This window comes from Vibrio sp. T20, from assembly GCF_007858795.1.
Lineage (GTDB): Bacteria > Pseudomonadota > Gammaproteobacteria > Enterobacterales > Vibrionaceae > Vibrio > Vibrio satsumensis.
On the sequence record NZ_VFEB01000121.1, the window covers coordinates 68116 to 93279 of the forward strand.

20 protein-coding genes and 1 pseudogene are annotated in these 25164 nt (G+C 43.8%); 13 read left to right on the forward strand and 8 right to left on the reverse strand.

Annotation, left to right across the window (positions count from 1 at the left end):
- Window positions 1-228 precede the first annotated feature (228 nt).
- The gene (locus tag FTW16_RS13865) at window positions 229-2418 is read left to right on the forward strand and encodes an immunoglobulin-like domain-containing protein (protein WP_146491480.1); all 2190 of its coding nucleotides are present in this window, start codon (window positions 229-231) and stop codon (window positions 2416-2418) included.
- A gap of 247 nt (window positions 2419-2665) precedes the next feature.
- Here FTW16_RS13865 and FTW16_RS13870 read toward each other — a convergent pair whose 3' ends face one another.
- Together FTW16_RS13870 and FTW16_RS13875 are read right to left on the reverse strand one after the other, a co-directional pair.
- Window positions 2666-3409: a class I SAM-dependent DNA methyltransferase gene (locus FTW16_RS13870; protein WP_029235856.1), complete on the reverse strand. Its 744-nt coding sequence runs from the start codon at window positions 3407-3409 to the stop codon at window positions 2666-2668.
- A 211-nt stretch (window positions 3410-3620) separates the two neighbouring features.
- Window positions 3621-4916: a diguanylate cyclase gene (locus tag FTW16_RS13875; RefSeq protein WP_146491481.1), complete on the reverse strand. Its 1296-nt coding sequence runs from the start codon at window positions 4914-4916 to the stop codon at window positions 3621-3623.
- A 275-nt stretch (window positions 4917-5191) separates the two neighbouring features.
- Between FTW16_RS13875 and FTW16_RS13880 the strand changes: the two genes are divergently transcribed.
- On the forward strand, window positions 5192-5716 hold the full coding sequence (locus FTW16_RS13880) for a GNAT family N-acetyltransferase (RefSeq protein WP_146491482.1): 525 nt from the start codon (window positions 5192-5194) through the stop codon (window positions 5714-5716).
- Between the two features lie 174 nt (window positions 5717-5890).
- Here FTW16_RS13880 and FTW16_RS13885 read toward each other — a convergent pair whose 3' ends face one another.
- Both FTW16_RS13885 and FTW16_RS13890 read right to left on the reverse strand, forming a co-directional pair.
- Entirely contained in the window at window positions 5891-7609 is a 1719-nt protein-coding gene (locus FTW16_RS13885; protein ID WP_146491483.1) for a S8 family peptidase, read from the reverse strand.
- A 370-nt stretch (window positions 7610-7979) separates the two neighbouring features.
- Window positions 7980-9335: a sphingomyelin phosphodiesterase gene (locus FTW16_RS13890; protein WP_146491484.1), complete on the reverse strand. Its 1356-nt coding sequence runs from the start codon at window positions 9333-9335 to the stop codon at window positions 7980-7982.
- 186 nt (window positions 9336-9521) lie between these two features.
- Here FTW16_RS13890 and FTW16_RS13895 point away from each other — a divergent pair, with 186 nt between their 5' ends.
- The 7 genes from FTW16_RS13895 to FTW16_RS13925 all read left to right on the forward strand — a co-directional run bounded on the left by FTW16_RS13895 (window position 9522) and on the right by FTW16_RS13925 (window position 18564).
- A complete protein-coding gene (locus FTW16_RS13895) occupies window positions 9522-10118 on the forward strand; it encodes a LysE/ArgO family amino acid transporter (protein ID WP_054546391.1) in 597 nt (198 codons plus the stop codon).
- Window positions 10119-10293: 175 nt separating this feature from the next.
- On the forward strand, window positions 10294-10950 hold the full coding sequence (locus FTW16_RS13900) for a glutathione S-transferase family protein (protein WP_146491485.1): 657 nt from the start codon (window positions 10294-10296) through the stop codon (window positions 10948-10950).
- A gap of 460 nt (window positions 10951-11410) precedes the next feature.
- Window positions 11411-11980 (forward strand): porin family protein, encoded by a 570-nt coding sequence (locus tag FTW16_RS13905; RefSeq protein ID WP_146491486.1) that lies wholly within the window; start codon window positions 11411-11413, stop codon window positions 11978-11980.
- Between the two features lie 212 nt (window positions 11981-12192).
- Complete coding sequence (gene sbcD, locus FTW16_RS13910; RefSeq protein WP_146491487.1) at window positions 12193-13446, forward strand: exonuclease subunit SbcD; 1254 nt, start codon at window positions 12193-12195, stop codon at window positions 13444-13446.
- Between the two features lie 5 nt (window positions 13447-13451).
- Window positions 13452-17168 (forward strand): SbcC/MukB-like Walker B domain-containing protein, encoded by a 3717-nt coding sequence (locus tag FTW16_RS13915; protein ID WP_146491488.1) that lies wholly within the window; start codon window positions 13452-13454, stop codon window positions 17166-17168.
- Between the two features lie 274 nt (window positions 17169-17442).
- On the forward strand, window positions 17443-17586 hold the full coding sequence (locus FTW16_RS13920; protein WP_004733920.1) for a DUF2256 domain-containing protein: 144 nt from the start codon (window positions 17443-17445) through the stop codon (window positions 17584-17586).
- A gap of 93 nt (window positions 17587-17679) precedes the next feature.
- Entirely contained in the window at window positions 17680-18564 is an 885-nt protein-coding gene (locus FTW16_RS13925) for a PA4780 family RIO1-like protein kinase (RefSeq protein ID WP_146491489.1), read from the forward strand.
- Window positions 18565-18730: 166 nt separating this feature from the next.
- On the opposite strand, the gene FTW16_RS13930 is transcribed toward FTW16_RS13925, so the two are convergent.
- The 4 genes from FTW16_RS13930 to FTW16_RS13945 all read right to left on the reverse strand — a co-directional run bounded on the left by FTW16_RS13930 (window position 18731) and on the right by FTW16_RS13945 (window position 22979).
- The gene (locus FTW16_RS13930; protein ID WP_146491490.1) at window positions 18731-19471 is read right to left on the reverse strand and encodes an SDR family oxidoreductase; all 741 of its coding nucleotides are present in this window, start codon (window positions 19469-19471) and stop codon (window positions 18731-18733) included.
- Window positions 19471-21030 (reverse strand): cryptochrome/photolyase family protein, encoded by a 1560-nt coding sequence (locus FTW16_RS13935; protein ID WP_146491491.1) that lies wholly within the window; start codon window positions 21028-21030, stop codon window positions 19471-19473. Before FTW16_RS13935 ends, FTW16_RS13930 begins: the two co-directional genes overlap by 1 nt.
- A complete protein-coding gene (locus FTW16_RS13940) occupies window positions 21027-22385 on the reverse strand; it encodes a DASH family cryptochrome (RefSeq protein WP_146491492.1) in 1359 nt (452 codons plus the stop codon). Before FTW16_RS13940 ends, FTW16_RS13935 begins: the two co-directional genes overlap by 4 nt.
- A gap of 171 nt (window positions 22386-22556) precedes the next feature.
- Complete coding sequence (locus tag FTW16_RS13945; RefSeq protein ID WP_146491493.1) at window positions 22557-22979, reverse strand: universal stress protein; 423 nt, start codon at window positions 22977-22979, stop codon at window positions 22557-22559.
- A 235-nt stretch (window positions 22980-23214) separates the two neighbouring features.
- On the opposite strand from FTW16_RS13945, the gene FTW16_RS13950 reads away from it, so the two are divergent.
- The 4 genes and pseudogenes from FTW16_RS13950 (at window position 23215) to FTW16_RS13960 (ending at window position 25099) form a co-directional block, all read left to right on the forward strand.
- Window positions 23215-24345 (forward strand): PcfJ domain-containing protein, encoded by a 1131-nt coding sequence (locus tag FTW16_RS13950; RefSeq protein ID WP_146491494.1) that lies wholly within the window; start codon window positions 23215-23217, stop codon window positions 24343-24345.
- A 23-nt stretch (window positions 24346-24368) separates the two neighbouring features.
- Complete coding sequence (locus tag FTW16_RS24785; RefSeq protein WP_017107965.1) at window positions 24369-24503, forward strand: hypothetical protein; 135 nt, start codon at window positions 24369-24371, stop codon at window positions 24501-24503.
- Window positions 24504-24530: 27 nt separating this feature from the next.
- A pseudogene (locus FTW16_RS24875) lies at window positions 24531-24602 on the forward strand (GNAT family N-acetyltransferase); the annotation flags it as partial.
- A 242-nt stretch (window positions 24603-24844) separates the two neighbouring features.
- Window positions 24845-25099 (forward strand): DUF3297 family protein, encoded by a 255-nt coding sequence (locus tag FTW16_RS13960; RefSeq protein WP_017059204.1) that lies wholly within the window; start codon window positions 24845-24847, stop codon window positions 25097-25099.
- Window positions 25100-25164 lie beyond the last annotated feature (65 nt).

Consider the following 25164-nt stretch of genomic DNA (forward strand, 5'->3'; position numbering starts at 1 on the left):
TTTGCTCAGTCAATGTATTTGGTTGAAAATAACAGATTTTAGCATTTCAATTTGAATGAAAAGTCAAAATCATATTGATTCTGATATTCAATCTGTGACTTAAAATCACAAGTTAAATCAAAGGTCATCTTTTCCTATAAATTCCATTACTTCTCTATAAATATTCATGATTACAATGAATTGGTTCGGTTGTGATTGGCACAGCTGTTAAGTAAGGAAGTGGGACTAATGTTGAAACGTAAAGCTCTACAATTAGCAGTATCGGTCGGCATGGCGGCTATGTCTGGCGCTGTTTATGCGAATGGTTCAGATATGACGAATCCAGACTCTGGTGTCGTGGTTGGCTATTGGCATAACTGGTGTGATGGTGGCGGCTACCAAGGTGGTAATGCGCCGTGTGTGACGCTAGATGAAGTGAACCCAATGTACAACATCGTGAATGTGTCATTCATGAAGGTTTACGATGTGACAGATGGTCGAATCCCAACTTTTAAACTGGACCCAACGATTGGGCTTTCAGAAGAACAATTTATTGACCAAATCTCTGAACTCAACAAGCAAGGTCGCTCTGTACTTTTGGCTTTGGGTGGTGCTGATGCACACGTAGAGCTAGAAACCGGTGATGAAAGAGCCTTTGCTGATGAGATTATCCGTCTTACCGATCGTTACGGTTTCGATGGTCTAGATATCGATCTTGAACAAGCAGCCGTGACCGCAGCAAACAACCAAACTGTGATTCCTGATGCACTTAAGTTGGTAAAAGATCACTACCGTGCTGAAGGCAAAAACTTCCTTATTACTATGGCGCCTGAGTTCCCGTACCTAACGACGGGTGGTAAGTACGTTCCTTATATCGATAATCTAGAAGGCTACTACGACTGGATTAACCCACAATTCTACAACCAAGGTGGCGATGGTATCTGGGTTGAAGGTGTGGGTTGGATAGCTCAAAATAACGATGCGTTAAAAGAAGAGTTCATCTACTACATCTCTGATTCTCTTATCAATGGAACGCGTGGTTTCCACAAGATCCCACATGACAAGCTCGTGTTCGGTATTCCTTCAAGTATCGATGCTGCAGCGACGGGTTTTGTGCAAGAGCCACAAGACTTATACGACGCGTTTGATAGCCTAACGGCGCAGGGACAGCCTTTACGCGGCGTAATGACTTGGTCTATCAACTGGGATATGGGTACTAACAAAGCGGGTCAAGCATACAACGAACAATTCATTAAAGACTATGGTCCATTTGTTCACGGTCAGGTGACACCGCCACCAGTTGAAGGTGAGCCTGTATTGAAAGGTGTTGAGAATACGCGTGTTCTTCATGGCACTGCATTTGATCCAATGGAAGGCGTAACAGCAACAGATAAAGAAGATGGTGATTTAACTTCATCGATCGATGTTGAAGGTTATGTCGAAACTAGTGTTATAGGTACTTATGTACTGACTTACCGTGTGAAAGACAGTGACAACAATGAGACAACCAAGGCTAGAACGGTAGAAGTTTACAGCCAAAAACCTGTTTTCGATGGCGTGTCGGATACTACTATCGTACTCGGTAACCCATTCGACCCAATGGCGGGTGTTACAGCAAATGATGCTGAAGATGGCGATCTAACAAGTACTATCACACACACTGGCAGTGTCGATGTAAATGAGATCGGCAACTACACGCTTGTGTATAGCGTAACAGACAGCGCGAACCAAACTGTAACCGCTGACCGTAAAGTGTCTGTGACGGATGGTTCTAACTGTGCTGCTGCATGGGATGCCGACACCGTTTATGTTGAAGGTGACCAAGTATCGCATGATGGAGCAACGTGGGTTGCAGGTTGGTATACTCGTGGCGAAGAGCCGGGAACGACAGGTGAGTGGGGCGTTTGGAAAAAAGCGTCAGACAGTTCATGTGGCGGCAACCCTGATCCAGGTGGTGATTTAGAGCTAAGTGTATCTGGTCTTCAGTCGGAATACATTCTAGATAATGGCAATGTACGTTTACAGTTCACACTAGCGTCAAACGAAGCGCTTGATGTCACCGCAACGGTGAGCAATAGCTCGGATACTGTTGTTGAACAGACTAACGTGAATCTAACTGATAGCCGCACGATTACTATGGAGCTGAGTGATGTTGCAGAAGGTCAGTACCAGCTTGAAGTGGTTGGTACTGCGACAGACGGTGAAATGGTGATGGTCGATAATTCATTCGCTATCAAAGAAGAGGGCGGTACAACGCCACCTCCAGGTGATTACCCGCCATATGAAGCCGGCACAAACTACGCAGCAGGTGACATTGTGGTAGGCAGCGACAATGGTCTATACGAATGTAAGCCTTGGCCATACACGGCTTGGTGTGCAAGCGCATCTTATGCTCCTGGTGACAGCCAGTACTGGCAGGACGCTTGGACAAAGCTTTAGTCTTATAGTTTAACGATAGCAATATAAAGTAGACGATCAAAGAGAGGCCATTGTGCCTCTCTTTTTTATGTTTAAACATTTCTGATTTAGAACTTTGATAACCGTCTTGATCTCAAACTCGGTACTTTATATCACCTTAGATAACACTATGACGCAATGTGATATTGGATACGCGATAAAAATAAAGGCAAATATGGGTTCTTTGTTGATCTATGTGTTTAGACTAATTTGCTGCGTATCGACTTCTCTAGATTTTCACACACGTGATCAGCGCATTGCCGGATTGAGTATCCCAAGGTATCAGTTTGTCGTAATCGTGCTCGAATATATTAACCTCGAAGTAGGGCTTCAATATTTCGATTAATTCCTTAAACGAGAATGCCACCATCGGGTGTTCATCATTCCACACTTGAGTTTCACCCGCGGTCGTCTTTTCAATACTAAGCTTTAGCGCTTGCTTATCACCCTGACCAGAGTAATACCAACCAGAACGGAACGTGAAATCGTCTTTGTCTTGGTTTGTTGTGTGTCTAACAAATAGGTCGTTACTGATCTTGTCTTTATCCACCACGTTAAAACAGAAAATGCCTTCAGGCTTTAATGCGCGATGTACACTTTCAATACACTCTTTAAGTTTCTCTAGGCCATCGTTGTAATGGATGGAATACAAGAAACAAGTGATAAGATCGAGTGGTTCAGTGACCTCAAAGTTACTCATGTTTTGTACTGAGAACTTGGCTTCTGGGCAGCGAACTTCTGCGATGTCTAACATCGGCTTGTTAAGATCTAGGCCACCGCTTTGGTAACCAAAATCAATAAAATGACGAACGTGTGGGCCAGTGCCACAAGCTAAGTCGAGGTGTGTTTTTCCTTCATTTCCAAAGATTTGATGGAGTCTACGGACGCAGTTACTTTGCGCTTGGTAGTCAATATCTACACACATTAAGTCATAGTAACCGGATAGGTCGGTATAGAGTGCGTTAGCGGACATGTTTGCCTGCAGCATAAGCTGAAAAATTAGGGTGGCGCATCATATACCGAAATGCAGAGAACGCAATCAAATATCGATCAATATAAGCGCTTTAATTGTTGGTGGTTGTACTTTAATTGTGGACGGTGGAGTTCAATTCGTGCAGTTAGTCGACTGACTTTACGTATATTTAAACTATCTCCGGATTATGAATGAGAGGAGGTCGCTATGATTACGAAAGTGCTTCATAGCACACCGTGTCGCCGTTAACTGAGACTTGGTTTTTCCCCCTTGTTTTCGCAAGATAAAGCGCCTCATCAGTCACGCGAATCAATGTGTTAATTGTGTTGGATGAGTGGCACTCGCACTGGTTGGTGACGCCAATACTCACGCTCGATGTAAATTGGTGGCGATTAAATCCAAAAAAGATATGTTGATTGAAGGTGTGGCAGATTCGTTCGCCAATGATTTTGGTATGCGCGGACTTCGCTTTTGGAATGAACACAATAAACTCCTCGCCACCCCATCGTCCTACTACACCCCCTAACAATTCAACGTGAGTTTTAATGGTGTCTGCTAAGTGCTTAATGACCGTGTCACCGACTGTGTGCCCAAACCTGTCGTTAATCGATTTGAAGTCATCAATATCAATCAACATACATGACATCACCATATGCTGATTAACCGGTTTTTTTAACCAATCGTAAATAGCACGTCGATTGAGCACATGTGTTAAATCGTCATGCATCGCACGATGCAGTAACTCCTTCTCTAGCAACACCTTATCAGTGACTTCCTCAAGGATAACTTGAATGGCGTCTTCACCTTCCCAGTTAATCACGTTGTCATAGAGGTTGAAGTATTTATAGGAGCCATCGAAACACTGGTTAGATACCACGGAACTAAAGTTCGGTGTATGGCCGTCGAGAATATTGCCACAGCGTCTTATCGCAGCTTCGCGCTGATCTTCAGGTACAATGGATATGATAGAGTCCATAGCAAGCACTTGTTCTATAGATCCTGCACCTTGCTGCTCAACCCATGTTTGGTTGACCATTAAAGGCTTGAAGTTTCTATGGATCAAGATCCCTTGTTTTGATGTGCTGAGTAGCTTGCGGTACATACGATCGGTTTCGTTACGTTTGCGCTGAGCTTCGACTACGGATGTAATGTCAATGATAGTCACTTTGAGCGCGGGTTTGCCATTGAGTTCAATAATATGTGATAGGCAGAAGATAGAGATGTTGCGGTCATTGGCTGGAATATCTGTATACAACTTACCTTTGTTGAGCTTACCTTTTATTGCTTCTAAATAACGCTTTTTTGCTAGGTTTTGGTAATTCTCAGGGACCAATGCATAAACAAATTCTACGTTCAGTAAAAGTTCTTCCCGGCTTCGGTAACCAAAGATTCGGGCGATCTCATTGTCGACATCAATAATTCGGTGATTTTGTAGAGTCATATGCCCTTGCGCGGAATCGAAGTTCTGGCAGGGTGTTGTGGTGGTTAAATCTACTTGAATGCTCATATCGACCGGACTACTTATTCGTTAAACTGAAACAGCTGTTGCTCCCTCGCTGCTGCGACCTACGGGCTTTGCGGCACGCTTTTATGACGAGACTAGATAGGAAAAATATGGTATCTAGGTAAACCCAGTGTGACATTTATAATTTTATGATTAATCAGTAATTTTACTGATTCAAACCGAGTTCTTGAAAAGGAAACAATTCAGGAAAGTAGGCCAGTAATTAACGCCAAATCACTCAAATTAAATAAGCGAACCAAACAAGGAGAGTTGAGGCAATGAAGCCAGCAACAAATGCACAGGATTCAATGGAAAATGGAACAGCATTGAAAAGCAGCACATCGATAGAAATTAAGCTTGATGACTTATCGGGCGGGGAAGTCGTTGAGTTGCTTGAAGAGCACCTCGCTGATATGTATGCAACTTCGCCAGCCGAAAGCGTTCATGCATTGGATCTGGAAGGGCTGAAGTCGCCAGATATTACCTTTTTCAGTGCTTGGAAAGACAGCCAACTGCTTGGGTGTGTTGCCATTAAAGAGCTAAATACACAACACGCTGAACTCAAATCAATGAGAACCTCGCAGTTTGCTCGAAAGTCAGGCGTTGCCAGCCAACTCTTACAACACGTATTGGATACCGCAGCCATTCGCCACTATCAAACAATCAGTTTAGAGACAGGTTCAGAAGACTACTTTAAGGCCGCACGTAACCTGTATGAAAAGTTTGGCTTTGGATACTGTGAACCCTTTGCTGATTATGTGTTGGACCCGCACAGCCAGTTCATGAGTATTGAGTTGCGTTAGATGCGATCGAAATTGTAGATCGAAGTAAAAGAAAGATTCCCTATCACGTTCGTTCCTCACTGTAGGGAATGACGGGCGGGGTGTATCTCGATGACTTGTACTTCTGTTTTGCTGTTGTAAAAAAAAGGTTGCTCTGAGCAACCTTTTTAATAGGTAACGATAATGGCTAAAGCGTTAGCGAGTTTCTAGCTCCGCGAAAATGGCTTCAGCATCCACAACACTTCCTGAGATAGAAAGGGTACTGAACGGAACCAAATCTTCCGGGCTAGATGGTTTGTTAACAAGCAGCTCAGGGTAGACTTTCGATTCGCCCATCAACATTGCCTTGAGCTCTTTGACTGACAAATCAGGGTAGCGTGACCAAACCAAGGCCGCGACACCGGAAACCACTGGTGCAGCCATACTTGTGCCACTTTTCGAACCGTAAGTGTTCCCCGGAGTGGTTGATAAAATGCGGTACCCAGGTGCGAATACATCAACCGATTTCTGACCGAAGTTACTGAAGCTCGCCACTAATGTTTCGTCGGCGTATTTCGCTGATGCACCCACATCTAACCATGTTGAAATAGGCTTTGAGCGGTAGTGCTTAGCGTAGCGGTTTGGAAAGCTTGGTTTGATGTCATTATCGTTGCGGCTGTTCCCCGCAGAGTGAACAATTAGCACACCTTTACGCGCAGCATAGCGAAACGCGTGGTCGACGATGTACTTACGTGGCGAGTAGCTTTTACCGAAGCTCATGTTAATGACCTTAGCACCATTATCGACGGCATAGCGCACTGCGTTAGCAATGTCTTTGTCTCGCTCATCGCCATTTGGCACCATACGTACCGCCATGATCTGAGCATGATCCGCCACACCATCAATACCAATAAAATTGCCGCGTTCAGCAGCGATGATTCCAGCAACGTGTGTACCGTGCGAACCGACAGGGCCTTTTACATCGTTGTTGCCGTAGCCTTTTTCCCAAGGATTGTTGATGTCGTCCCAAACAATGTCAGCACGCGTATCGAGATCTAGGTTGAGATGGAAATCCAGAGAGTCTTGGTAACGGCTACGACGTGATTCCAGATATTCAAATGAATACCATGAATCAAACAGACTCAAAAGCCCTTCAGCAGCGGTTACAACGCTAGCGTTCTCGCTATCCAATAGTGTTTTTAAACCGTTAGTAGAAAAGTCTTTTTGATCGACGAACTGAAGAATCTGTTCTTTGAACTCATTGGCTTGGTCAGTTGCTGTTGTTACACGATTCAACGCATCTTGGTCATCTTTTAGAGATGACAAGTAATCGGATTCAACACCTTGATAGTACTTACGTTTCTTACGCGGAATCCAATGTCCGTTCTCTTTTAACTCAAGGTACTTTTTGTATTCTCTAGTGACTTCTAGCGTGTCCTGGTCAACGTTAATGCCTAATGAGTTACCAAGAAAATTCCAACCATGAACATCATCGATGTAGCCATTGCCATCATCATCGATACCGTTGTCTGGGATCTCTCCTTCATTGGTCCAAAGCTTGTTTTTGAGGTCTTCGTGTTCAACGTCGACACCCGAATCAAGAACGGCAACGATGACAGGTTGTGGTTGAAGAGGAGGCATCAAGTAGTCATATACCACATCAGAACCCACACCCTGAATTCTTGTGTAGCTTGCTGTTAAGTTAAACCAATCACCGCGTTGTTCATCAGCGTTGCTCATCATTCTCATCGAGAAAAATGAAGGCTGGATAGTTTCTCGCGAGTAATCCTCAACAATTGTCCCTTTTACATCTTGGATGAAAGGTGAGTTGGCAGGTTGTGGCTCTGGGCTACTCTCATTCAGAGTTGTAGCTGATACGTGAGCCGAAGCCATAATAGCCAAAGCAAGCGTGGTGAGTCTTTGTCCGTGATTCATGTGTGTTGCATCCTTATCATTGTGCGACTAAATAGTTGTGCCACTAGAACTGACTCTTCAGCGAAGCTTTATGAAAACACGCAGTCAGTTCTGTGAGAGGGAAATGCCCGCTCAAAAAGCAGTCAAAAGGTAATATGCAATCAGACTTGTATCATTCGTTTGATCAATGAAATGGTAGGAAGATCTCACTGTGATTGATTTTAAAGTCTCAAAGTTTGAGCTAAATTCTATTAATAAAAGCAATATTTATAAAATTAAGAGTTGGAATTAAAAACGTTTAAAATCAAATGATTAGTTTGTTAATTGCAGGGGGTGGTTTTGGCTCTCATTCAGCATTGAAGTGCTTTTGAAAGAGCCAAGATCAAGGACGTTAGTCGTCGTGAGAGCCAAATTCAAAGTTTCCGTTGACGGCAAAATGGTCTGAAAGGTGCCAACTTCCCCAAGTGTCAGAGCTCAACCTTTGATGAAGCTTGACCGTATTATTATTACTTGTTGCTCGTCTATGCATTCTGCTAACAAAAACGTAATCCAGATACTCTACATCAGCACCACCTGAATACTTATAAGCGGCATACGGGTTAATCGTCGGATCAAAGGTTGCATTGGTGTAGCCTCTGAATTCTGGAGGATCAACATCCAACGTAGCTAGCATTAGCAGGTATTCCACGAAGTCGCTATTTTTATCGATATTGAAGTCTCCAGCATAGATAACTGCTTCGTTGGAAGGTATGCCTTTAGTCAGCATAAAGGTTCGCATCAGCCCTAGCTGCAAGCGTCTTAGTCTTTTGGCAGCAGGCGTATTGAATGATGCTAGGTGCGTGTTAAATATATGATATATCTGACCATCTTTGTCGATTTTGGTATAGACGACGCCTTTATCTGCGTAACAATCCGTCCCAGAGCAGTGTTCAAAAACTATACTGTCGGTTTCAATAATTGGATGGCGACTAAAAGTGACCACGCCTCCGTCGTACATCGCACTAGTGCCACCTCCTACCACCTCTGTTCTAAATGCATATTCCTCTGCTAGAGCGTTGAATAGGATCTCTCGGTCTGAAGAAAAAGCTTCTTGAAGTGTGAGTACGTCATATCCAGAGAGAGTGTGGTCCAAGACACTTGCACGGCTTGTAATGTTTGATGATACGCCGGGGAGCATCCATAGGTTATATGAGCCAACGTTCAAGGTATTTGGGTCTTGATCAAAATCATTGATCGTATGTTCTGAGACTACAAATTCAACGTCGTCAAAGCCTGACGTGTATATAGCCTTAACACCGAACTCAGAGTGATATCCATCTTGGTTATATCGATGAAGAATATATGGGTTGTAGTCGGTCACCATCCCTTGATCTTTGTACCCATAAGACAACGTTGAGCCTGAACCGTGACCAACCAACCTAAGTTGACTTACAGGTTCTTGTGGCTTACGTGCCCAAGTACCTTCGTTTGTTAATCGTGAAATTGTTAGGAAGTAGTCATACGTTGCGCCATTAACAAGCCCATAGTATCGATTAAAATCAGCTACTTTAGCTTTTTGATAAGGCCAAATAACTAAGTTATTTGTAGTAAGCCTATATTGGTAACCGTTACTTACGGGCGTACTGGAATCTATAGAAAAGTTTATTAATATGGGTTTGTCGGTACGGTTTATATAGTAAAGTGATGTTGCGAGTGCTTGGCTGGCTATTGCCCAAAGTATCAGTGTTGAACACAGCTTTTTGATCATGTTTCTTCCTTTGATTACATTCCTAAAATCGAAATCAGAAAATAGCCTTGATATGCACTTAGTTGCAATTTAAGGGTTTTGGTTTTGTGCTGTGTAACACGTATGTGATCATATTGTATATTTTATGAAAAATTACGCTATTTTATAGTAACTTATGATTATTCTAACCGATTCGAAGTACATTCTATGACGACTTATTTTGCTGGTTTTTCCCTTGGGCTTTCGCTGATTCTTGCAATCGGTTCTCAAAATGCATTTGTTTTAAAGCAAGGGCTTAAGAATCAACACGTATTGGCAGTTTGTGCTGTATGTGCCATTTCTGATGCCTTACTAATTAGCTTCGGCGTTACAGGCTTTGGCGCAATCGTTAAACAGTTCCCACAAATTGAGCAGCTCGCTCGTTATGGCGGCGCTATCTTTTTGGGTGTCTACTCATTCTTAAGCTTCCGCTCTGCATTTACCGAAAACCACGCCTTAGAAGCCACTACTGAAACCAAAGACTCGTTAACCAAAGCGATTGCGATGTGTTTGGCGTTTACTTGGCTTAATCCGCATGTGTATTTGGATACTGTGGTATTGCTGGGCTCTATCTCAACGCAATATCAACCTAATCAAATGTTGTTTGGCGCTGGTGCAGTATCGGCGTCGTTTGTGTTCTTCTTTTCACTTGGATATGGCGCACGTTTCTTGGCTCCAATGTTTAAGAACCCGAGAGCGTGGAAGGTGTTGGAATTTGTCGTTGGCATGATCATGGCGTCTATTGCAATATCTTTGATCGTTTAGCCGCTCGTAATTAGGCATTCAAACATATTATCTAAAGTTCCTACCTAAAGTGACTGCCTTTAGTTGCCTTCGTATTTAATTATTTCCACAAAAATGGAATTATTTTTCGTCTTTCGGTTTTGGCGTTCGTCTTAGGGGTATGAATAGAAAATAATGACCTAATTCGGAGTCAACCATGATTAAACTTGTTAGCTTTAAAAACTGCCCATTCGTTCAACGTGTAATGGGTGCTTTAGTAATGAAAAATGTCCCATTTGAAATTGAATACATTGAGCTAAATAATAAACCTCAATGGTTCCTAGATATTTCGCCAAACGGACAAGTGCCAGTATTGATTACAGAAAATGACACAGTTATTTTTGAATCAGATGCAATTGTTGAATACTTAGATGATAAGTATGCGCCAATAGAAGAGGTGTCTGCCGAGCAAAAAGCACTAGATCGCGCTTGGTCTTATCAGGCAAGCAAACATTACATGCCACAATGCGGAACGATGGGTAGTAAAGATAAAGAAACCTTTGAGACGCGTTTAGCGATTCTTCAAAAATCCTTCCAAAAAGCCGAGAATAAATTGGGTGATAGCGTCTTCTTTAAAGGCGATTACATCTCTAACGTCGACATCGCTTGGCTACCACTGTTACACCGAGCATCAGTAATCAAAGAGGGCTCAGGTTTTGACATGCTTGAAGGCTTCCCGAAAGTACAGAAGTGGCAAGCGGCGCTGATTGAATCTGGCTTGACCGATAAAACTGTTCCTGCGGACTTTATTGAGAAGTTCAGTGGCTTCTATTTAACGAATAACTATTTGGCTAGTCTTACAGAAGTTTGTTAATAACATGGAATAAATTTAAATATATTTTAATAGCAGGTTGTTCTAAATAAGTCTTCTGGAAAATAAAACTCACCCTACTAATCGATAGCGTGAGTTTTTTATTTATGATGAAGGTATAGCTGATGTATATAAACGCTACTTTTAAGATTGATAGATTTCTAACCTGTTGATTTAAATTGACTTTAATGGTCGTGATATAGTGGGTGCGCTTCGTTTTACATCTGTTTTTCTTATTGTGTCTCATAAATAAGATGCTGATAAATTATTTAACTATTCGCTTGGTGAATAAAAAGTATCGTGTTAATTTCTCTATCACTTCACAAATGAACAGTGTTTTATTGTTTGTTAGGAGTCGCTTGAATAATTTATTTTAAACAGTATCGCAACCGTTGGAATAGTGTCGGAAACCTATTGATAGTTGATGAACGGTACTGTGGAACAAACTAAAAAGGGTATTTTCATGCTTAAATCATCATTTCTATTGGGCCTAATTGGCTTAGTTTCACTTCCTACACTTGCTGCTGGTATCGAGGGCGGTCCATACATTGGCGCAGGCCTTGGTGTGTATCAAGACTCAGACACTGACGGCGCAGGCAGTCTAGATGCTGAAAGCATGGGGTACAGCCTTTACGGTGGCTACCAATTTAACCGCATTGTAGGTATCGAACTTGGCTACACGGATTATGCTGACTATGAATCATTTGGTACTAAGGTGTTTTCACCAACATCGCTTTCTGTTGCAGCAAACCTAGGCTACACCTTTGATAACTCAATTCGTCCATTTGTACTAGCGGGCTTGAGCTACGTAGATTTGAACTCAAACAACGCTAGCTCTTTTGATGATGATTCTGGTGCCGGCTTTCATTTCGGTATTGGTGTTGAATACACGCCAGTAGAAAACCTAACATTACGTTTGATCTCACAAGCAGACGCTGTAAATATCGAATTCTTCGGCCCTAATGGTAATAGACTGGCAAGTCGTGATGTCGCGTTTAGCACTGTAACTCTGGGTGCTTCGTACAATTTTTAATGACCCCTGTGAAATAACTTACAGCTAATGTCATGGACACCTATAACCGCTCTAACGTTGAGCGGTTTTTTATGTCAAAAATAACGATTGGTCACGCTATGGGCGGAGTTGCTCTAAAGCCTGAAATTAGTTGGTTTTCACAAGCTTATAAAAGGGAATTATCTCGACTATTTTGGTAGATTAAAGGTATTACAGACTTCCAGTGAGCAGCAATGAAGATTCTTCACACGTCCGATTGGCACCTTGGCCAAAACTTCTACAATAAAAGCCGTAAGAATGAACATGAACGGTTTTTACAATGGTTACTTGAGCAAGTTACAGAGAACGACATCGACGCGATCATTGTTGCTGGCGATATTTTTGATACCAGCACACCGCCGAGTTACGCTCGTGAGATGTATAACAAGTTCGTGGTCGATTCGAACAAGATCGGCTGTCAATTGGTGTTGTTAGGTGGAAATCACGATTCGGTGTCTGTGCTTAAAGAGACACAACAGCTGCTCAAATACATGGGCGCAGACGTGATTCCTAATACCAACCAAGATCATGCGACTCAGGTTGTCGAATTAAAAGGTAAAAACGGCGATGTAGAAGCGCTGGTTTGCGCCATTCCTTTTATTCGCCCACGCGATGTGTTGACCAGTCAGGCGGGTGTCACCGGCGTTGAGCGCCAAAAACAACTCGGCGATGCGATCAAACAGCACTACCAAAGTGTTTATGATGCGGCGGTTGCTAAACGTGCGACGTTTGAAAACAGCGAGCACATGCCGATCATCGCTACTGGTCATTTAACGGCGATGGGGGTTCAACAATCGGACTCGGTACGCGACATCTATGTCGGCAACCTTGATGGTTTCGCCGCTGATGGCTTCCCAGATGCCGATTATATTGCACTTGGTCATATCCACCGCCCACAAGTGGTGGCAAAGCGTGAATACATTCGTTATTCAGGCTCTCCAATCCCATTAAGCTTTGATGAACTTAAATCTCAAAAGCAGGTATGTCTAGTTGAGTTTGTTGAAGGTGAGCGCACGATTTCTCAATTGCCAGTTCCAACGTTCCAACCCCTAGCCGAAATCAAAGGTGACTTGAGCGAGGTTGAATCTCAGCTGAACCAATACATAGGTTTAGATAGCGAACAAAACGTGTGGTTATCGATAGAAGTGCAAGCGCAAGATTACTTGTCGGATCTACAAGAGCGTGTGCGCGCATTAACCGAAGGTTTGAATGTGGAAGTACTTCAATTACGCCGAGCAAGAGAACGTCGCAATCAAGCATTAGAGCAAGAGTCGGCAGAAACCTTATCTGAACTGAGCCCGATGGACGTATTTAGCAAGCGTATTGCCTTAGAAGAGTTTGAAACCGATTCTGAAAAAGCGCGTTTAGAGCGCATGACGGTGAAGTTTAAACAAGTGATGGTTGAAGTGTCTGATAGCGCTCAAGCGCCGAACAAAGTAGAAGAGTAACCAGTATGAAGATTTTAAGCCTAGAATTTGAAAACCTGAACTCTTTGAAAGGGCGTTGGAAGCTCGATTTTACTCAATCGCCGTTCGCAGAAAACGGCCTGTTTGCTATTACGGGTCCAACAGGTGCGGGTAAGACCACAATTCTGGATGCGATTTGTTTAGCGCTATTCCACCGCACGCCTCGTTTGAAAAGCATAGCGAAGGGCAATAACGAGCTGATGACTCGCGGTACGGGTGAGTGTTTCGCCGAGCTTGAATTTGAAGTGCAGGGCAAAACGTACCGTTCTAACTTCCATCAAAAGCGAGCGCGCGGAAAACACGATGGCGCATTACAGACGCCAACGTGTGAATTTGCCGATGCTGATACCGACAAAGTCTTAGAGACCATGTTGACCAAGAAAACCAAGTTGGTGGAGCAGGTAACAGGTTTAGACTTTTCACGTTTCACTAAATCCATCATGTTGTCTCAGGGTGAGTTTGCGGCCTTCTTAAATGCCAATGCTAACGACCGTGCAGAGCTACTTGAAGAGCTGACTGGAACCGAAGTTTATAGCCTGATCTCTGAGCGTATATACGATCATTTTAAGTCAAGTGAAGAGTCACTTAACCACCTGAAAGCGAAAGCCGAAGGTGTAAGTTTATTGTCTGATGAGCAGATTCAAGAGCTGACAACAGAGCGTGACACGTTAGAAACTGAACAGAAACGTTTAGCCGAGCAGTTAAAAGAGTGGCAAGCGCATCTAAGCTGGTGGAAAGACGTGACTAAAGCTGAGCAAACTATTGCTACCAGTGAGCACGATCTCAAAACAGCTCAAGATGAACTAGACCGTAATCAACCTTCACTAGAGCGTTTGGCAAACAGCGAACCGGCTGAGAAATTGCGACCGCTGCACAAAGACCTAAAACGCTGCGAGCATGAGCTCAATCTTACGCAAATTAACCTAGATAACAGTACTAAGTTGCTTGCAGTACGCGAGGCCGAGAAGTTAGATGCCCAAACTAAGCTGGCTCAAAGTAGCGAAGCGGTTGAAAACGTTAAAGCCGAGCAACAAGATCAAGAGAAGATCATTGAACAAGTCCGCCCACTCGACAATCAAATGTCGGTACTTAAAGACAAGAAAGCTTCGGCGGTTAACGCCGCGAATACGCTGAATGAACAACACGCGCAGCAGCGTAATCAACAGGTCGTTTTGGTCCAAAAACTAGATGCACTGAAGCAACAAGATCAACTTAGCACTGAGTACCTAAATACGCATCAAGCTGACCAACATCTGGAAAAATACCTAGGTCAGTGGCAAGCAAAGGTAGAGCAAGTTCGTACTCTAGAGCGTCAGCATGCAGAACAGTTGAACTCAGCGAAGCAAGCTTTGTCAGCGGTTGATGCACAGCAAACGATCATCAAATCTGCGCAAGAAGCTAAAGCAACGCAAGATAAAACTTTAGCTGAATTGGTTGTGCTAGAGAGTAGTGCAAAGCAACAGTGGGAAGCATTGCAAGGCAACACCAGCGAACAAGTGTTGAATTCGAAAAAAGATATATTGGAGTTTTGGAATCGCAATACGCACTCACTACTAGAGATTAATCGTGGCTTCCTAAATGCCCAGCAACAGCTGCATGCAAAAACACAGGCACACCAAATTAACACTCAGTTGGTCGACAAACTTTCGAAAGAACGTGAAGTGCTGGTTGAGCGATATAAAGAGAAAGAGACTTCGCTTGAGCGATTAACACGTTTGATTGATCAAGAAGGCGAGTTGGCGAAATACCGTGCAGCTCTAGAATCAGGCTCTGAGTGCCCACTGTGTGGTTCAACAGACCATTCGATTGAGCAGTCGCAAGATATTGCAAATTTGGTTGCTCAAAAAGAAACGGAAAACCTAGAGTTAACGGCCATCAAAAAAGAAGGCCAAGAGCATCGTCAGCAGTTAGATTCTCTTGCCCCTATGATTGCGGCACTTAACGATGACATTCAACGTGCGCAAGCGGATATTCAGCAAGCTCAAATGAATTGGCAAGGCGTTGTCGACAAACTTCAACAGAGCTTATCGGATTTCGTTGGCACGGTTCCAGAGCTAGCGATACTAACGATTAACGATTTAGGCAATGAAGCTACGGTTGCGACCTTTGCTCAGCAGTGTGAACTTCAACTGAATCAGAGATCGCAGCAACTCAAAGCGTTGGCTAATGCTAAAGCGCACTATGCCGAAGCTGAGAAACAACGCTTATCAGTGAGTGTTATGGCTGACAAAGCGCAATCTAACCTTGAGTTGGCCGAGCAACGCTTAGCGGATCTGAATAAGCAAAACCACAGCACTAACGAGCAAGTGGCTCAGATAGGTCAAGCGAAAGAGCAGCAATGGAGCTCTTTGAAAGAGAATATTGTTCAAACGGCTATCGAAGCGCCTGAGCTGGAATATATCGATGATTGGTTTACTGCGAAATTGCAAGCATCAAGCACATGGCAGCAAACTAAACAGCAACAGGCCGATATTGAGAAGCAACTAATCACTCAACACGCCGAATTGAAAACCTTAGATGACAAGCTAAACAGTGTTGAGAAAGAGCTCGCGACACTGACGCAAGAGAGCGAGTCTCTAGTGTCAGAACTGACTCGTATTGGTGCTGAAAGGGCAGAGTTGTTTGGTGACAAAGACATTCAAGCCACCAGCAATGCGATGAAGCAAAAAGTTACTGAAGCGGTAAATGCATGTGATGCCTCGCAGTTAGTGCTTAACCGTTGCGAACTTGAACATCGAACCGAGCAAACCAAACACATTAGCTTCTCTGAAGAGTTGACTAGCAAGCAGTCAAGTTACACACAAGCGTCGAATGCCTGGTTAGAAGCGCTGAAAACGAGCCCATTCGAAGATGAAGCTAATTTTGAAGCAGCGTTGTTAGACGAAGAGGTTAGAACTCAACTTCAAAGCCTGAAGAAGTCTTTAGACGAAGCGGTTGTCAGTGCGCAAGCTAGGTTGAATACAGCTAAAGCGACGCAAGTGGAACTACAAAACCACGCAAATGCTAAAGCATGGCAAGAGCAAGACCAACAGCAAGTTGAACTTGCGACAACTGAATGCCAAAACGCACAACAAAGCCATGCGACAAAGATCGGCGCGATTTCTGCCAATCTTGAAACGGATCACCAGAACCGCAGCAACCAACAAGATCTGTTCAAGCAAATAGACGAGCAACAGGTCGACTTTGATGATATTTCACGCCTGAATTCACTTATTGGTTCTAAGAACGGCGACAAATTCCGTAAGTTTGCCCAAGGTCTAACGCTGGAAAATTTGGTGTACCTTGCGAACAAGCAGCTGCAGCGTTTGCATGGTCGTTACGAACTAAAACGTAAAGCCGATGATGGCTTAGAACTGCAAGTGCTGGACACATGGCAGGGCGATGTGATGCGTGATACTAAAACGTTATCAGGTGGTGAAAGCTTCTTGGTTAGCTTGGCGTTGGCATTAGCGCTTTCTGATCTTGTGAGTTACAAAACCAGTATTGATTCTTTGTTCTTGGATGAAGGTTTCGGCACGCTTGATAGCGACACATTGGACATTGCCCTAAACGCGCTCGATAACTTGAATGCTTCAGGCAAGATGATTGGCGTCATTAGTCACGTTGAAGCACTGAAAGAGCGAGTGCCTGTTCAGCTTAAAGTAACAAAACACTCTGGCTTAGGTGTGAGTGAGATGGAGAAGCAGTACAAGGTTGTTGCTTAGTCTTGATATAGATGCGGATAAACAGCCCCTGACTCAGTCGTATTTCCTTCTCGAGGATGACGGAGTTTCGGGGCTGTTATCAATCACTCCGCCGTCACGTTCTGCAGTAAAGAATGATTAGAGTAACTGCCGCTATTCCCTAAAGTGAGTTACGAACGTAGTAGGGACTTTAGATTTGTTCTTATTACCTTCGTCATTCCCTAGAGTGAGGAACGAACGTAATAGGGAATCACTAGTAGGCGCGGGAAGTGAACTCGTCAAAAAGGAAACGGCCATGCACAAGAAGCCTCATTTACCAACTAAGACATGTCCTATTTGCCAAAAGTCTTTCTCATGGCGTAAAAAGTGGCAACGTTGTTGGGATGACGTGATTTACTGTTCTGAACGTTGCCGTCGTCATAAGACAACTTTGGCGTAATTTCTGTTCGTTTTTACAACACGTTAATAGTTTCGTCATTCATTTCTTAAGTTAATATTTCTATCTGTAAGACAACTAATGTATAAAGGCGGCATGAAGATACCTAAAAGAATACAGCCCTTAGTTGACGATGGTTTAGTCGACGAGGTGACAAGCCAATTAATGAGTGGCAAAGAAGCATCGGTGTACATTGTGCGCTGCGGCGATACGATCCGCTGTGCCAAGGTATATAAGGAAATAAGCCAGCGCAGCTTCAAAAAAGCGACCGCGTATCGTGAAGGCCGAAAAGTCCGAAATAGTCGCCGTGCTCGAGCGATGGAAAAAGGCTCTGGCTTTGGTCGTGAGCAACAAGAAAAGGTTTGGCAAAGCGCTGAAGTGGATGCCTTGTATAAACTGGCAGAAGCGGGCGTTCGTGTACCTGTGCCTTATGGTTGCTTTGATGGCGTACTGCTTATGGAGCTGGTTACTGATGACGAAGGCTATGTAGCACCACGTTTGAACGATGTCGTGATGTCGGCAGAGCAAGCGATCGAAGATCACGCAGTGATGATGACCTATGTGGTTAAAATGCTGTGTGTTGGTTTGATCCATGGTGACTTGTCTGAGTTCAACGTATTGGTCGATGAGTACGGTCCGGTGATCATAGATTTACCTCAAGCGGTTGATGCTTCGGCGAACAACAATGCCGAGTGGATGCTGGCTCGTGATATCAATAATATCCGTGATTATTACGCTCAGTTTGCTCCTGAATTGGCGAAAACCGAGTATGCCAAGGAAATGTGGGCGCTTTACGAGAAAGGCGACTTAAAGCCCGATAGCAAACTAACGGGTGAGTTTACAGAAAGCGATGATTTGGCCGACATCAATGCAATCATGCAAGAGATTGACGCTGCGCGAGTTGAAGAACAACACCGACGCGAGCGAGCTAAAGAAGAAAAAGAAGGCGTCGACGACAGCAAGTTCAACTGGGCTGAGTAATCGTGATGATCAGTTTTGATCGTTAGCTAAATAGCAGCCATACGTCTTAATTAACTGATGCCTTCTTTCTAAAAAATAACCCAATAGAGCACCACTCTGTTGGGTTTTCTTTTTTAGCACTCATCAAATTTTACCATTCATCAAAGCAAGCGATTGGCATTCCTCACTACCAAGTCAACTGCTCGCCATCGTACGCGTAGAAGTGCCCACTTTTATCGGGTGTCGCAGTGCGAATGATATCGACTAATTGATGGGCGACGTAGCTCGACTCAAACAACCTATCTTCAGGGACATTGGTCTGAAAAGGCTTCGACAGAGCCGTATCTGTTGTACCTGGGTGTAGCGCTAACACCGTGCCTTTCTTAATGGTGCGTTGCCATTCGATCGACATGGTTTTGATGAACATGTTGAGGGCTGCTTTCGATGAGCGATAGCTATACCAGCCGCCTAATCGGTTATCTGAAATACTCCCCACCTTTGCGGAAACCACGGCAAACTTTGGGTTGTCGCTCGTTTTAAGAATCGGTGTGAAGTGTTTTGCCAATAACAAGCTGGGCAGAGTATTTACCGAGATGTTTTTTAGGAAAAACTTAGGGTCAATGGACGCAAGGTTCTTTTCCGGACCAAGGTCTGGAGTGTGAAGCATACCCACGCAGTTTATCAACCAATCAAGTTGTTCAAACTCAGAACTCAAACACTTGATATCAGCTTCGTTGGTGGCGTCGACTTTGTGCCAGTTCAAGCGACTGTTTTCAAGTTCCGGCTGTTGAGAGTGGTAAGTCGCGTCTACATGCACATCAAGAAAATCAAACCGAGAGAGCTCAGATAATAGGTGTTTAACCACAGCAAAGCCGATACCGCCGCTTCCGCCAACCACCAATATGTGTAGTCTGAGTTGCTCAACCATTATAAATTCTCCAAGTTTGTTATTCGTTGTTCTGCAGTATTGAGTATTGCTTGTTGCTCTTGTTCATTCATGTTGTCCCAAGAGCGATATAACATGCCCATGCGTGGGTTACGGTTTAACGCATCGCGGTGCTGGTTCATAAAGCGCCAGTACAAGCTATTGAAAGGGCAAGATTGCTCTCCGCTGCGTTCTTTTATCTTGTAGTGACAGCCTTTGCAGTAGTCGCTCATGCGGTTGATGTAAGAACCGCTGGCAGAGTATGGTTTGGTTCCGACGATCCCGCCATCCGCAAACAGTGCCATACCTCGCGTATTTGGCATTTCAACCCACTCAATCGCGTCGACGTAAATACCAAGGTACCAACTGTCTACTTGGTAAGGGTCGATGCCTGTGATTAAGCAGAAGTTGCCAGTGATCATTAACCTTTGTATGTGGTGCGCGTAAGCAAACTCAAGAGACTGGTCAATCGCATGCTTCATGCAGTTCATCTTGGTCTGTCCGTCCCAAAAGTAATGGGGCAAGTTGTTGTTTGCTGAATAATGGTTTTTGTTGGCGTAAGTAGGCATGTTCGCCCAATAGACGGCGCGTATGTACTCTCGCCAACCCAATATTTGACGAACGAACCCTTCGACCTGTGCGATATCGATAGTGGTAGCGCCTTGCTTGGAAGAGGCGTGATAAGCGGAGAGTGTCGCATCAATGACTTCTCTAGGGCTGAGCAGTTTGCTATTTAGTGAGAACGAAATGCGACTGTGATACAGGCTCCACTTAGAGTCGTGTTCTGTAGTCATCGCATCTTGAAACTGCCCAAATAACGGTAAACAGACTTGGCAGAAATGAGCGAGCAGAGACAAGCTTTGTGCTCGGTTCACCGGCCATAGTAACTTGTTACCGACTTGACCAATGGTTTGCACTTGGTGGCGTTCTATTCGCTGCAAAATGTCTGTTATGTCATTGGTAAACATCAGAGGTTGAGGCAGGCTTTCAATGTCTTGTTTCTTGAGTTTCTTTCGATTGCTCGCATCGTAATTCCATTTGCCGCCAACTGGCTTTCCGTCTTCTAGCAAAATGTCGAAGCGCTTTCTCATTCGGCGATAGAAGTGTTCCATCATGATGTGTTTGTCTTTCGGAAACTGTTGTTCTATCTCTTCGAATGGAAAGAGGAAGTGTTCCGTATCACAACAACCTTTAGTCGCATTAGTGAGCTTTAGCTTGTTCATCTGCTCTAAAAGGCGATATTCATCTGGCCTTTGATATTCGAATTTTTCTGCGCTGCATTCGTGTACATAATGCTTTAGGAGTGTCTCTAGGTTTTCAAATTGCGTGGTATCGTCAAGAGTAAGGTGGAGTACTTGATGACCTTGTTGTGTCAGTTCGTCAGCGAAGTAACCCATCGCACAGAAAAAAGCTGCCACCTTTTGGATGTGCGATGTAACGTAGTCAGTCTCTTGCTCAAGTTCAGCGATGATATAAATGACCTCGTCATCAACCTGTTGAAACCAAGAGTGCTGGATATTGAGTTGGTCACCTAAAATTAGGCGTACAGTTTTGTATTTCATATTACGTCCTGATATCGAATTGACGCTGAAGCCTCGTCTTCTCGGTGCCATTTTTTGATAAATGTATGTTCCGGGTCATACATCTCTGTCTGCTTAACGAGATCGAAATGGCGGGATTTAGATTGTGATTGATGGGTTACACTTTGTTTGTTGGCGTTCTGGGGAGCCTGTGGATTCAACGTTCCAGCGATATAAGCCCAATTACCCCAATTCGAAGCCACATCGTAATCGATGAGTTGGCTTTCGAAATAAGCAGCACCGTGGCGCCAATCAATATCTAGCTCATGAATCAAGCAGCTCGCGACCAGCTGTCTGCCTCTGTTAGACATATAACCCGTTGCGTTAAGCTGGCGCATGCAGGCATCAACGATGGGATAATTGGTGTTGCCGCTTTTCCATTTGGCGAAGCTTGATCCCGCAGTGGTATCGAGCAATTGTTCATTGGACAGATCACTAGATTCTCGACCAAACAGTGACGTCCCCAGCGTTAAACACTTCCAGTAGAAATATTCACGCCACAACAACTCAAAATAAATCCAGTAGGTAGAGTCGTTCGCGCCACGATGCGCTTCGAATTGCTTTAAGTGGCGGTAAATGGTTTTTGGCGAAACACACCCTAATGCTAGCCATGGCGAAAACTTAGTTGAGTTCTCTATGCCATCTAATGCGTTTCGCGTCTGTTTGTAGGTTCCGGCATAGTCATGTGAAAAGTAGTTTTCTAAGTGGGTTAACGCTGCCGTTTCGCCGCCTACATAGTCGCCTGTTATTGAGTCATCCAATTCAAGTATCGGCTCTCTATAAGAGTCAGTAGCGGTTTGAGGTACTGGTGGCAGGTACGTTATCACGCTCTCTTTTATCTCAATATCTAGCCGTTCAACTTGAAGGCGGAACTTAGTGAACGAACGAGGTAGCTTGGCAAGTTCGAAGGGGAACATATCACTCTCAAACAGAGTAGTGTGATGCTGCTGAGAGATGAGTAAATCAGGGCACTGCGTTAGCGTATCCTTTACTAGCTCTCGTTCGTCATGGGCACAATGTGAACTGACAAAAACGTGTGTCACGTGCTGAGTTTTGATGATTTGAACTAAGTTCTCATTAGTATTTTGGTCTAACACAAAAAGGCGCTGTCCAAGACGCGCCAAACTCAAGGCTAAATCATCTATAGCTTGCTTAATGAAAAGGTGACGATGCGCTCCGATTTCCTGTTCTTGTGAAAGTCGAACAGAATAAGTAGAAAGCTTTGGTTCAATGGCGACGCATAGTAGATCATCGACGAGCTGCGACGCCCGATGAAGTAGTGTGTTGTCGTTGATTCTTAAGTCATTTGTAAAAAGATAGAGACCAATCTTTTTCATGCTTACACTCGTGAATTGTTAATTATTAGACGCTTACGAGTTGATAGGTTGACAAGATCACAAATGGATACTCTGAGTGGGCAATAGCAGGGATAAGGGGGTATCAAGCCAACCAATAATACCGATAGAGGTTGGCAATACATGATGATTTTAGGAATCGAGCTGCAGCAGCTATTCCATAGGAACAACGAGAATATCGATAGGAGACGTATCGATGATTTGTTTAGAATGGGATATGAGCTTATGCCAGAAATCATGGTGATGACCACATAGCAATAGGTCGATGCCGTTTACTTCGATGACATTTTTGAGCTTATCGTTCAAATCGCCGGTACCCACGAAAATGTGTTTGATTGGGTGTTTGGCGTAGGCCTCAAACTCTTTCAAATGCTTAACGGCATCTTCATTGATGGGTAAATCACCGTCATTTCCTTGAATATCAACGAGTTCAGGATAAATCTCCCCATGCGTTCCATCGATATAAACAAATGAAATGCCAGCCTCCAGTTTATCAGCGAAGAAGGTCGCTCTATCAATGAGAATCTTGGTGTCGTCAGACAATTCAAGTGCGACCAGAATATGTCGGTAATCCATAATTAAAGCCTCTTGTTGTGAGTTATGTAACAAGCATAGTTTGTGTTAACACAAATGATATCGAAGAGATCTCATATTGCGTAAAATCATCATTCAATGTTCTTCTAAGGACCATCGTATTTATATCGCTTTGATTGATAAGAAATTTACAAAAGGTTGATATAGTTGTTGAAGCGTTAGCTTATGCTTTTAGATAGGCTTGATAGTTCAATGCGCCAATAACGAAGAGGCATCAATGACAGCACTACTAACCATTCCCACTCGAACATTAGGTTTTGACTACGATATTGAGATCCTAGATTGGTCTCAAAAGCTCGTCGGCTTTCATGTGTTCGAAGATGGTAGACGACCGCTTGATGGGGGGATTGGACTTAGCCTAAACCTCGTTGAGCAGTTTGATGTGAATGGTCGTTGGCTAGATTCGTTGCCTGCTCGTTATCGTGAAATCACCGATGACTTTCCTGAATATCAATACCAAATGTTGTGGTTAGCTGCGAACACTTACGAAGCTGCACAGCTACTTGAACTAAGGCCTGTTATTTTGGCGCTTATCTGCATGAAATACAGCGTCGACAACAAGAAAGCATTGGCACTAAGTCGCTTAGGGCAGAAGAAGATCCTTGCCAAGTTGGGCTTAGACAGCAGCAAAGCGACACTCAAATTCATCGACAAGCTAGAATTGCATTACAATGTTGGTGATGAGCTTGACCACATTGTTCGTATTCTCGAACCGTTGCAAAGACGAGTTCTTAAATTTAAGCATTACTCAAAAGTTGGATACACAGCCCTGCGTTTGGACCAAGTTCATCCATTTCTAACCGGCAGTCGATTAGGAATTGCAATGGTGGAAGAGGGCAGACTTAATGCACCGTCGAAGATGGCGATGTTCCAAGATGCGATATTGCTAGGGCAAGATTTGGAAATGGATGACCCACTGCGAGCCATTACCAGTCAGAACTCTTTTGCTATGTTTGAACAACTCCATGATCGCTGGACGGAGCAACGACAATTACGTCGTTTGGAGGGGAATCGCCCAATGGATAAAGACATCCCTTATCCAGTTCCTTTACTCGGTAATGGCAACATTCACCCGCTCACGGATTATTACGACCTTGAACACGAAGGCATAGAGCAGAAGCACTGTATTGGCGTGTATCACAACCGAATCATGAGCGATCGTTATGTGGTGTTCCGCATGCTTAAACCTCAGCGTTTAACCATAGGTTTACGCCGCGTTCCGAGCAAAGTATTTCCGTTTGAAATTGATCAAATCTGCGGAAAGCGAAATGCTCCGCCATCGGAGTCCGCTCGCCAAGTTATTCATGATTGGTTAGAAGCGAGTAAGCAAAAGTATCCTAAGCAATAGCCATGAAGTAGAAGGAATACAGGATGTTTCAACAAGGTGATCTTTGCCCGCATTGTGGTTTGATTATTGTCATGCCAACGGATTTGCAAGCGGAGTGCTTAGGCTGTGGCGAAGAAATCAATGAAGACCCAGCAGACAGTTACGAAGAAGAAGAGTAGCTTTATCTGCACTGATATAAACCAAGGCTAGGTTGGTCAGTCGTCGATATCGAATCAGAACCTAACCATAAAGTGATGAGTATTGAGCTTAATCGATAAGCTCGGAATAAAAGCCTGATATTAGGTTATCTGCCGTTCGAGTAATGAAGCTCTCCCTTTCATCCATAACGCATAAAACTGTTAAATTTTCGTTGAAACTCATGCCGATATCGCCTTTAAATCAAACAACTAGCTGTTGATTAGACCTATCAATACGATTTATTGCAGCAGTTGTTGAGCACAAAGCCTATATTGACTAGAATGACGCACTTTTTTTATTTACGTACATACAGGTAATGAACATGAGCGATACTAATTCAAGACCAGCTTTACCAGATCATCTTGCAGGTAACCCACGCAGCCCACACCACGTTGCTGAGTGTTTCGAATACCCAATCGGCATTCGTCTAAATGGTAAAGAGCGTACTGATGTTGAAGAATACTGCATCAGCGAAGGTTGGGTTAAGATCCCTTCTCCAAAAGCGCTAGATCGTTTTGGTCAGCCAATGCTTATTACTCTAAAAGGCACTGTAGAAGCTTTTTACATCGACGCATAATCACTTCGTGTGGCTAGTTAATACTTCATGTAATTAGCTAATGTTTGTCTAATCAGTCAACATTA